This is a genomic window from Microbacterium sp. HMWF026, assembly GCF_003061325.1.
In the GTDB taxonomy this organism is placed as follows: domain Bacteria; phylum Actinomycetota; class Actinomycetes; order Actinomycetales; family Microbacteriaceae; genus Microbacterium; species Microbacterium testaceum_E.
This window is the reverse complement of sequence record NZ_QAJB01000111.1, coordinates 1-9,693: the sequence shown is the minus strand read 5'-3', so window position 1 is coordinate 9,693 and position 9,693 is coordinate 1. Positions and strand designations below refer to the sequence as shown.

Below are 9,693 nucleotides of genomic sequence, written 5' to 3'. Positions count from 1 at the left end.
CCGGGAGGGGATGCCGGGGCGACCGCCGTCGTCGGACTCGGCCCGGCGGCCGCGGTGCGGGGCTCAGGTTCCGCAGTACGTCACGAACGGTGACGCGGTGTCGGGCGGGAGGGCGGCGAGCTTCTCGGCGAGCGGGGTGGCGGGGGAGACGAACGGATCGCGCAGCAGCGCGACCAGCTCGTCGAACGGGCCGAGGTCGCCCTCCACTGCGGCGCCCAGCACGTCCTCGACGACCTGGTTGCGGGGGACGATGGCGGGGTTGGTGGCATCCGAGAGGGCCGCGTCGGGACCGAGCGCCCTCCATTCGTCCGCCCAGGCCTCGACCCGGGGCCTCGCCGGGGGAGCGAACAGCTGCAGAAGGCCGGAGCGATCCCCCCGCGCCGCTGCGCCGAGGGCCCGCCAGAAGCGGGGGAAGTCCGCCCGGTTATCGGCCAGAATCGCGAGAGCGGTCTGAGCCGTCTGCTCCACCGCACTCGCATCGACGGTGGGGCCGAGGCCCAGCTTCGCGCGGAAGACGGCGATCCATCGCTCGCGGAACAGTCCGTCGAAAGCAGCCACGACCTCCCGCGCGAGCGCCCGTCCATCGTCCACGTCGGCCGCCAGCAGCGGAGCGAGAGCCTCCCCGAGCCGATCGAGGTTCCACCGCATGATCGACGGCTGGCGCCCGAACGCATAGCGACCGTGTCGGTCGATCGAGCTGAAGACGACGTCGGGATCGTAGGCGTCCAGGAAGGCGCAGGGACCGTAATCGATCGTCTCGCCGCTCACGAGCACGTTGTCGGTGCTGAGCACGCCGTGGACGAATCCCGCACCCATCCATCCGGCTGTCTGGTCGGCGACGGCGTCGACGATCCGGGCCAGCAGCCGGCGGTAGGGCTGGGCGGCCCCGTCCTCGTCGGGATAGTGACGGGCGATCGTGAGATCGGCGAGACGGCGCAGGACCGAGCGGTCCTCGAGCCGCGTGGCGTACTCGAACGATCCGTACCGGATATGGCTGCGCGCCGTTCGCACCAGGACGGCACCGGGAAGGGTCACGCCGCCCAGGGATCGCGGAGTACCCGTAGCCGTGACGGCCAGTGCGCGCGTGGTCGGCAGGGCGAGGGCGTGCATGGCCTCGCCGAGGAGGAATTCCCGCAGCATCGGACCGACCGTGGCGAACCCGTCGACCCTCGACATCGAGGTGGGACCGATGCCTTTCGCGTGGATGTCGCGGAGGGCGCCGGAGCGGTCGCGGCGCTCACCGAACAGCGCGGCGCGGCCGTCTCCGAGGACGGGACGGAAGACGCCCCACTGGTGTCCCGCGTACACCTGGGCGACGGGGGAGGAACCCGGGGCGCGCGATGCGCCGGTGAGGAAGCGCGCTCCCTCGGCGGTGTGCAGGGCGACCGGGTCGATCCCGAGCTCGTAGGCGAGCGGCTCGTTGACGGCCAGCACGCGGGGGTTCGGCGCGAAGCCCTGCGGCACCGACCTCGATAGCTCCGGCAGGTTCTCGGCCCACCCGGACGTCAGTCGGGGGAGTGCCGATGCGTCCCGCGCCGCGAGGGAGTCCATGTCCCCGGTCAGAGATCGAACGCGAACGCGCGCAGGTCGAGCCAGCGGCCGGGTTCGACCTCGATCGGCGCCTCGCGCTCGGTCAGGCGACGGAAGCCCATTTTGAGGTACAGCGCGTGGGCGCCGAGCATCTCGGGGCCGCTGTTCATCACCACGCGCGTCGCTCCGCGCTCACGGGCGAGCGCGAGGACGTGGCGCGTCAGCACCTCGCCGATGCCGCGCCCGCGCGCCGACGGGGCGACGGCGAGCTGACGGAAGTCGAGCTCGCCCTCGGCGGCCAGCTCGGACAGGCGCTCGCCGGGTCGCGGGGTCCAGACGGTGCCGACGATCTCGTCGCCGTCGACCGCGACCCACACCTCGCCCTGCTCCACGCGTCCGGCGACGTCGGCGAGCGAGGCCAGGTAGGCCTCCGACAGCCCGTCGTAGCTGTGGCGGTAGGCGTCGGCCGTGAGCCGGCCGGCTGCGGCGTACTCGACGGGTTCGACGAGACGGATGGTGAGCGTCGGCGAGGGTGCGGGGGTCATGGCATCCATTCTTCTCTTCGTGACGCGCGACACGGCCCGGTCCTCGAGGGACCGGGCCGTGCGCGGGGGTCAGGACTTGGGCAGTCCCGGCGGGTTGATCTGCGAGGTCGAGATGCCCTCGGACTCGAGGTTCCAGGCCTTCAGGACCTCGGCGTACTTCCCGTCGGCGATCAGCTCGTTCAGCACGATCTGCACGGGGTCGACCAGGCCGTTGCCCTTCTTGGTGCCGGCGGCGATGTCGGCCTGCAGGGGGTATCCACCCGGGACGACGCCGACGATCTTGGTCTCACCCGTGTCGCGCGACGCCCACGCGGCCGTGGCGTTGGGGCCGAAGGTCGCGTCGACCCGACCGGACAGCAGGGCGAGCGTCGAGGCCGCGTTGTCGTCGTAGTACTGCAGGTCGGCGGGTGCCTTGCCGGCGGCGACGAGCTCTTCGTTCCAGTTGAGCAGCACCTTCTCTTGGTTGGTGCCCGAGCCGACGACGATCTTCAGGCCCGTGATGTCGTCCGCCGATTCGATCTTGTCGATCTCGCTGTCGGCCTTGACCGCGAAGCCCAGCAGGTCCTGGCGGTAGCTGGCGAAGTCGTAGAGCTCCTTGCGCTCCTCGGTCACGGTGACGTTGGCCGTGATCAGGTCGTACTTTCCGGACTGGATGCCGAGTGGCCAGTCCGCCCACGCGACCACGACCGGGTTGTACTCGAGGCCGAGGCCCTCGGCGATGAGCGAGCCGATGTTCGGCTCGGTGCCCGACGGCAGGGTCTCTCCCTCGGGGACATAGCTGAGCGGCGGGACGAACGCGCCGACGGCGACGGTGAGCTTGCCCGGTTCGATGGGCTGGAAGCCGCTGGCCTTCAGCGCCGCGACGGCCTCGGGGACGGCATCGGTGTGCACCCACTCGGCGGGGGTGTTCGACGCGGATGCCGAGGGCTCGGGCGCGGCGACCGCCTCGGCCGGGCGGTTCAGGCCGACGGTGACGCCGACGCCGACGACGGCGACGAGGGCCGCGGCGATCACGCCGAGGGCGATGCCCTGTTTCTTACTGAGAGCCATGCTGTGTCTCCTGGTGGTGTGTGTGCGGGTGGGGGTGAGTCTGGTGAGAGTGGGCGCGGCGTCAGCCGAGCACCTTGGCGAGGAACTCGCGGGTGCGCGGGTGCTGCGGACGCGTCAGCACCTCGTCGGGAGCGCCCTGTTCGATGACGTGACCGTCGTCGAGAAAGACGACGCGGTCGGCGACCTCGCGGGCGAAGCCGATCTCGTGCGTCACGATGACGAGCGTCGTGCCGAGCTTCGCCAGGTCGCGGATGACGTCGAGCACTTCGCCCACCAGCTCGGGGTCGAGGGCGCTCGTCGGCTCGTCGAACAGCAGCACCTTGGGCTGCAGCGCGAGCGCGCGGGCGATGGCGACGCGCTGCTGCTGGCCGCCCGACAACTGGCGCGGGTACGCGTCCGCCTTGTGCGCGAGCCCGACGCGGTCGAGCAGACCGCGGGCGAGCTCGGCGGCGTCGTCCTTGCCCAGGCGCTTCAGGGCGAGTGGCGCCTCGGTGATGTTCTCGAGCGCCGTCAGGTGAGGGAACAGGTGGAAGTTCTGGAACACGATCCCGACCTGCGTGCGACGGCGCAGGATCTCGCGTTCGCGCAGCTCGTGGAGCTTGCCGTGGCGCAGCTCGTAGCCGATGAACTCGCCGTCGACGGTGACCGATCCGGCATCCACGGTCTCGAGGTGGTTGATGGTGCGCAGCAGCGTCGACTTTCCCGACCCGCTGGGGCCGAGCAGCGCGACCACCTCGCCGGGCTGCACGGTCAGGTCGATTCCCTTCAACACCTCGGTGCCGTGGAAGCTCTTGCGCACGTTGTGGATCTCGACGAGACCCCGGGTGGCGGTTGCGGTGGTCATGCCGGGGTTCCCTTCTCGGGCGCCGGGCGCGCGGCATCCGTTCGCCTCTTCGGACCGGGCGGGGCGGGGTCGTCGCCCAGGCGCGCCCATTGCGCGGCCACCCAGCGGCGGGTGCGCTGCACGGGCGTCGGGGGCAGGGCGCGGGCCGAGCCGCGGGCGTAGTACCGCTCGATGTAGTACTGCGCGACGCTGAGGATCGTGGTGATGAGCGTGTACCAGATCACCGCGACGAGCAGCAGCGGGATCACCCGGCTGTTGCGGTTGTAGATCACCTGGACGGCGTAGAACAGCTCGGGGATCGCGATGACGAAGACCACCGACGCGCCCTTGACCAGGCCGATCACCTCATTCGTGGCGTTCGGCACGATCGAGCGCATCGCCTGCGGAAGGATGATGCGGAACAGCCGACGGGATGCCGGGATGCCGAGGGCGGCGGCCGCCTCGTGCTGACCCGGGTCGACCGAGACGAGACCGCCGCGGATGATCTCGGCCGAGTAGGCCGCCTGGTGCAGGCCCAGGCCCAGGATCGCGGCGGCGAAGGCGCTGACCAGCTGGACGGTGGGGAACTCCACGATCCAGAAGTCCGTCGTGAAGGGGGTGCCCAGGCCCAGGGTCGGGTACAGGTAGCCGAGGTTGTACCAGACGATGATCTGCACCACGAGGGGCACCGAGCGGAAGAACCAGATGTACCCCCAGGCCACGGCGTTCAGCAGCGGCGAGGCCGACAGGCGGCCGAGGGCCAGGACCGTGCCGAGGGTGAAGCCGACGACCGCCGAGATCGCCGTCAGGCTCAGGGTGTATCCGATACCGATCAGCACCGGCTCCGAGAAGAAGTACTGCGCGAAGGTGTCCCACATGTACCGGTCGTTCGTGACGAGACTCCAGGCGAACTGGGCGACGACGAACAGCAGCAGGGCGCTGAGGATCCAGCGCCACCAGTGACGGGTGGGGACCACGGTGATCGTCCCCAGGTCGACCTTGGCGGTCGATCCGGCGGGCGTCGCCGTGCGGTCGGCGGGTGCCGGCGCGGTGGTGGTCATGACGTGCTCCTCGCAAGGGCGGTACGGCGCGGGGCGCCGGTGGGTTGCGTCACGGTACGACGGCGCCGGAGGGCGCCGCGAGGCGGCCGTTCACACGTCGAAACGACCTGCCACGCATCGCAATGCGACGCCTCGGGCGGTAACACGGTGGACGGCGTGCCGCGGCATCGGGTACGGCCGGTGCACGCCGCGCGGCGCCGACCGCCCGCTCAGGCCTCGCGCAGAATGCGCGCGGTCACGCGCGTGCCGAAGTGCAGGGCATCGACGGGCACGCGCTCGTCCGCGGCGTGGAACTGCCCGAACACGTCGAAGTCGGCGGGCACACGCAGCGGCACGAAGCCGTACCCGCGGATGCCGAGGCGGCTCAGGTGCTTGTTGTCGGTGCTCGCCGGCAGCAGGTACGGCACGACGACCCCCTCGGGGTCCTCGGCGCCGATGGCGCGCTGCAGCACGTCGACCAGGGGAGCATCCACGGGGGACTCGATGGCCTCGATGTCACGCGCCCAGGTCACCTCGACGTCGTCGCCGACGACCTCGGCGAGCTCCGCGCGCACCGCGTCGTGCTGCCCGGGCACGATGCGCACGTCCAGCGTCGCGCTCGCCGAGGCGGGGATGACATTGGCCTTGCCGCCCGCGGCGAGCACGGTGGGCGAGGCGGTGTTGCGCATGCCCGCATCGATGAGGGATGCCGCGAACCCCAGGTCGCCGAAACGTCCGCCCGCGCGCTCCCACGTCTCGACGAACCGCTCGAGGGTCGCGGTGCGCACGACGGGAAAGGTGTGCGCGCCGACGGCGCCGACCGCGCGGGCCAGGCGCACGACGGCGTTGTCGGCGGTGGGGCGGGAGCCGTGGGCGGCGCGCCCGCGCGCGGTGATCGTCGCGGTCGACACGCCCTTCTCGGCCGTGGCGACGAGGTAGGCGCGGCGGTCGCCGGGCAGCGGGATCGAGAACCCGCCCACTTCGCTCAGCGCTTCGGTCGCCCCGGCGAACAGCTCGGGTCGGTTCTGCACGATCCAGCGCGCGCCCCACACGCCGCCGGCCTCTTCGTCGGCGAAGAACGCGAAGATGAGGTCGCGGCGGGGGACGACCCCGTCCCGCCGGAACGACCGGGCGATCGCCAGCAGCATCCCGGCGAAGTTCTTCATGTCGACGGCGCCGCGCCCGTAGAGCACGCCGTCGTGGATCTCGGCCCCGAACGGCGGGTGCGTCCAGTCGGCGGCATCCACCGGGACGACGTCGAGGTGCGCGTGGGCGACGAGGGCTCCGGCATCCGGGTCCGATCCGGCCATGCGCGCGACGACGCTGGCCCGACCGGGTCGCGGCTCGACCAGCACGGTCTCGTAGCCGACCTCTTCGAGCTGCGCCTGCACGAACAGGGCGGCCCTGGTCTCGCCGTCGCCGATGGTCGCGGCGTCGCCCGTGTTGACGCTGTCGATGCGGATCAACGCGCGGACGAACTCCAGCGCCTCGGCCTCGAGGGGCGACATCGTCAGTGCTGGTGGGGGCGGGCGTCTTCGCCGAGCTTGAAGGCGAGGCGTCCGTGCGCGTAGCCGCCGCCCGCGCGGATCGCGGTGGCCACCCAGGCGGCCTCGGCCAGCTCGGCCTCGGTCGCGCCGGCCTTGACGGCGTTCTGCGAGTGCCCGTCGATGCAGTACACGCACTGCGTCGTGATGCCGACGGCCAGGGCGATGAGCTCGCGGAACTTCAGGGGGATGGCGCGACCCTCGGGGGCGAACACGGCCTGATCGAACGCGGCGAACGCGGCGAGGATGTCGGGCGTCTCGTTCTTGTAGACCTTCGTGTAGGTCTTGTCGGCGGTGCGGTCGAAGTACTCGGACATGGTCTCTCCCGGGCGGTCTCGGTGGCGGAGTGCCCGCTCCACGCTGCCACGCCGGGCTGTCGGTGCCGTCCGGCTCGCGTCACACGGTGACACACGGGGGAGGGATGCCGCGACGGCTGCCGGGGACGTCAGGCCCAGAGCCGGACGGCCGTCGACTCGACCGCGTCGAACGCCTCTGCGGTCTGTTCGAGGGAGTTCGTCGTCGCCGTGAGTGCGGCCGTCATGCGCTCCAGCGAGGCGGACCACTCCCGGTGCGCGACGTCGTACGCGTCGCGCGCCGCCCCCGTCCACTGGGTGCGCCCCCACGCGACGGCGTCCTCGAGATCGTCGAGATGCTGCGAGATCGCGACCGTCGCCGAGCGCAGATGATCCACGAGTTCCGCATGTCGCGCGCTGTCGAATCGAAGCATCATGATTGCGGCTTCGGCCACGCGAGATCGAACAATCTGGTGGCGTAGGAGGGGGGAATCGTTTCGGTCTCGTAATAGGAGAAGAAGATGTCGGTGGCCTCATCGAGGGCGAAGACTTCGTCGGGGTAGACCGTGGCTGTCCGCGTCCCGTTGAAGAAGGGGATCTCGACGTCTGGTTCGCCGGAGTGGTCGCCTCCTCGGCCGACGATGTAGTGACGGTCCTGGCCATCGTCATCGACGCGGTGCCATTCGATCGTCATCGCTTCGGCGGTTCCGGCGCATTGGAGGAAGGCCGTACTGCCGCCCTCGTGATAAAAATCTATGAACGTCTTCTCGGGCGGAATGGGTGCGAGCATCAGAGTCGATCGCTCGCCCGGGATAAGGAGAGACAGCAAATTCCGGATATATGCGCGCGGTGGGCGGATCGCCGGTTTTAGTTCCGCAGATCTCGACCCGTCCACGGTGTAGTAGAAGCGGCTCTGCATTACTCCACCACCTGGACCAGGACTCCGGTGATGGTGATCTTCTCACCGCGGATATTCGCAGTCGCAGGATGAGAGGGACTGATCGATTCGTCGAACAGTTTCTGGTTTTCCGCATTTCTCATGTACTTCTGCAACCCCGTCCCACTTTTGACCTCGATAGCTGCTCCTTCCGTCTTCCACGATACGACGAGGTCACCGTGACCTTTCAGCCTCGGGCGGACACGTCACCCGGCCCACCCCGTCGACACTCACCCGTCCGCGGCCCTCAGTGCATGATCATGCCGCCGGTGACGTTGATCGCCTGACCCGTGAGGTACCCGCCGGCTGGTGAGGCGAGGAAGTGGGTCACTCCGGCGACGTCCTGCGGCATCCCGAGTCTTCCCAGGGGCGAGCGCGCGCTCCACGCGGCGATGTCGGCCTCGGAGCGGGTGTCGGCGCCCATGTCGGTCAGGACGTACCCGGGGCAGACCGCGTTCACGGTGATGCCGTGGCATCCCCATTCCTGCGCTCCGGCGCGCGTGAGGGCGACGACCGCGGCCTTCGAGGCGGCGTAGTGGCCCTCGCCACCGCCGCCGTGCTTGGCGGCCATGCTCGCGATGTTGACGATCGCGCCGCCGCGGGCGTCGAGCATGGCGGGGGCGACGGCCTGCATCGTCACCAGCGTCGCGCGCGCGTTGACCTCGAGCACCAGGTCCCAGTCGTCGACGGTGATGTCGAGCAGCGAGGCGTGCTGGAACACCCCGGCGCAGTTGACGAGCACGTCGACGCCGTCCAGGGCGGTGATCGCCTCGCCCACCGCGCGGCGGGTGTCGAGGGGATCGCGCAGGTCGACGTCGAAGAAGAGGGATGCCGAGTCGCCGACCGGCGGGCGGCGATCCAGCACCGCGACTCGGGCGCCGTCGCCGACGAACCTCTCGACGATCGCGGCGCCGATGCCGCCCGACCCTCCCGTGACGATGACGCGCTGCGACATGGCATCCCTTCCGCGGGCGTCGGGCGCGCCCTCGGCCGTCACGGTACGCCCGGCGTCGCCGCGCTCGGCGACGCGCGTGTTTCCGCGGCGTGAAGTGTGCGCGCGAGCGGGGGGATACCGGCATCCGCGACCCTACGCTCGAAGCATTCCGACCCGTCCTCCCCAAGGATCCCCGTGACCGCTGCCGTCCATCCCGCCATCACCGACCCCGCCGTGCGCGCGCATCTCGCGCGCCTGGCCGCGCAGGCGGGGACGATCCCCTCGGGCGCCACCGACGCCGACGCCGACGACGCGACGCGCCTGGCCGAGCTGCGCGCGAACCCGTCCTGGATGCGCCTGCCCGACGACGAGACCCTCGAATCGATCGACCTGGATGCCGACGGACTCGCCCTGCGCCTGTACCGGCCTCGCGCGGCTCACCGGGGGACGCTCGTCTTCGCTCACGGTGGGGGATGGGTCGCGGGCGACCTCGACAACAACGACACGCTGTGCCGCGCGCTCGCCGCGGCGACGGGGACGCAGGTGCTGAGCGTCGACTACCGGCTCGCGCCGGAGCACCCCTTTCCGGCCGGACTCGACGACCTCGAGCGCGCGCTGCGCTTCGCCGCCTCCGGCGCGGAGGGACTGATCGACCCCGCGCTCCTCGGCGTCGCGGGGCACAGCGCGGGCGGCAACCTCGCCGCCGCGTTGGCGTTGCGCGCGCGGGAGGGTCTGGCTCCCGGCATCCGCGTGCAGGTGCTGCTGTGCCCGGTGCTCGACGCCCCCGATCCGAGCCGCCCGAGTTACCGCGCCCACACCGAGAACCTGCCGCTGACGGCGAAGGGCATGCAGTGGTACTGGGGGCTGTACGTCGGGGATGCCGCGGGCGGCGGTGCCGGCGGTCGAGCTCCGGCGGCGGGCGGTGGCGCTCCGGTCGTCGTCCCTGTCGAGGCGGCGCCGCTGCGTGCCCACGACCTGGCCGGCGTAGTCCCCCGCC

At 71.0% G+C, this 9,693-nt stretch carries 11 protein-coding genes; 1 reads left to right on the top strand and 10 read right to left on the bottom strand.

Annotation, left to right across the window (positions count from 1 at the left end; all coding sequences use genetic code 11):
- Positions 1–63: 63 nt before the first annotated feature.
- From DBR36_RS05205 to DBR36_RS05160, 10 genes are all read right to left on the bottom strand, one after another.
- Entirely contained in the window at positions 64–1,464 is a 1,401-nt protein-coding gene (locus tag DBR36_RS05205; RefSeq protein ID WP_258222576.1) for a YdiU family protein, read from the bottom strand.
- A gap of 95 nt (positions 1,465–1,559) precedes the next feature.
- Positions 1,560–2,075, bottom strand: coding sequence for a GNAT family N-acetyltransferase (locus DBR36_RS05200; RefSeq protein ID WP_108317873.1), 516 nt, complete (start codon positions 2,073–2,075; stop codon positions 1,560–1,562).
- A gap of 69 nt (positions 2,076–2,144) precedes the next feature.
- A complete protein-coding gene (locus tag DBR36_RS05195) occupies positions 2,145–3,125 on the bottom strand; it encodes an ABC transporter substrate-binding protein (RefSeq protein WP_108317870.1) in 981 nt (326 codons plus the stop codon).
- A gap of 61 nt (positions 3,126–3,186) precedes the next feature.
- Complete coding sequence (locus tag DBR36_RS05190; RefSeq protein ID WP_108317869.1) at positions 3,187–3,969, bottom strand: amino acid ABC transporter ATP-binding protein; 783 nt, start codon at positions 3,967–3,969, stop codon at positions 3,187–3,189.
- Positions 3,966–5,009 (bottom strand): amino acid ABC transporter permease, encoded by a 1,044-nt coding sequence (locus DBR36_RS05185; RefSeq protein WP_108317868.1) that lies wholly within the window; start codon positions 5,007–5,009, stop codon positions 3,966–3,968. Before DBR36_RS05185 ends, DBR36_RS05190 begins: the two co-directional genes overlap by 4 nt.
- A gap of 209 nt (positions 5,010–5,218) precedes the next feature.
- Entirely contained in the window at positions 5,219–6,496 is a 1,278-nt protein-coding gene (locus DBR36_RS05180; RefSeq protein WP_108317867.1) for a M20/M25/M40 family metallo-hydrolase, read from the bottom strand.
- A 2-nt stretch (positions 6,497–6,498) separates the two neighbouring features.
- Complete coding sequence (locus DBR36_RS05175; protein WP_108317866.1) at positions 6,499–6,849, bottom strand: carboxymuconolactone decarboxylase family protein; 351 nt, start codon at positions 6,847–6,849, stop codon at positions 6,499–6,501.
- A 128-nt stretch (positions 6,850–6,977) separates the two neighbouring features.
- Positions 6,978–7,262, bottom strand: coding sequence for a WXG100 family type VII secretion target (locus DBR36_RS05170; protein WP_108317865.1), 285 nt, complete (start codon positions 7,260–7,262; stop codon positions 6,978–6,980).
- The gene (locus tag DBR36_RS17305) at positions 7,259–7,744 is read right to left on the bottom strand and encodes a hypothetical protein (RefSeq protein ID WP_146185239.1); all 486 of its coding nucleotides are present in this window, start codon (positions 7,742–7,744) and stop codon (positions 7,259–7,261) included. Before DBR36_RS17305 ends, DBR36_RS05170 begins: the two co-directional genes overlap by 4 nt.
- A gap of 265 nt (positions 7,745–8,009) precedes the next feature.
- The gene (locus DBR36_RS05160) at positions 8,010–8,717 is read right to left on the bottom strand and encodes an SDR family NAD(P)-dependent oxidoreductase (protein WP_108317863.1); all 708 of its coding nucleotides are present in this window, start codon (positions 8,715–8,717) and stop codon (positions 8,010–8,012) included.
- Positions 8,718–8,891: 174 nt separating this feature from the next.
- On the opposite strand from DBR36_RS05160, the gene DBR36_RS05155 reads away from it, so the two are divergent.
- The coding region (locus DBR36_RS05155; protein ID WP_219927616.1) for an alpha/beta hydrolase fold domain-containing protein at positions 8,892–9,693 on the top strand (802 nt) is incomplete at its 3' end.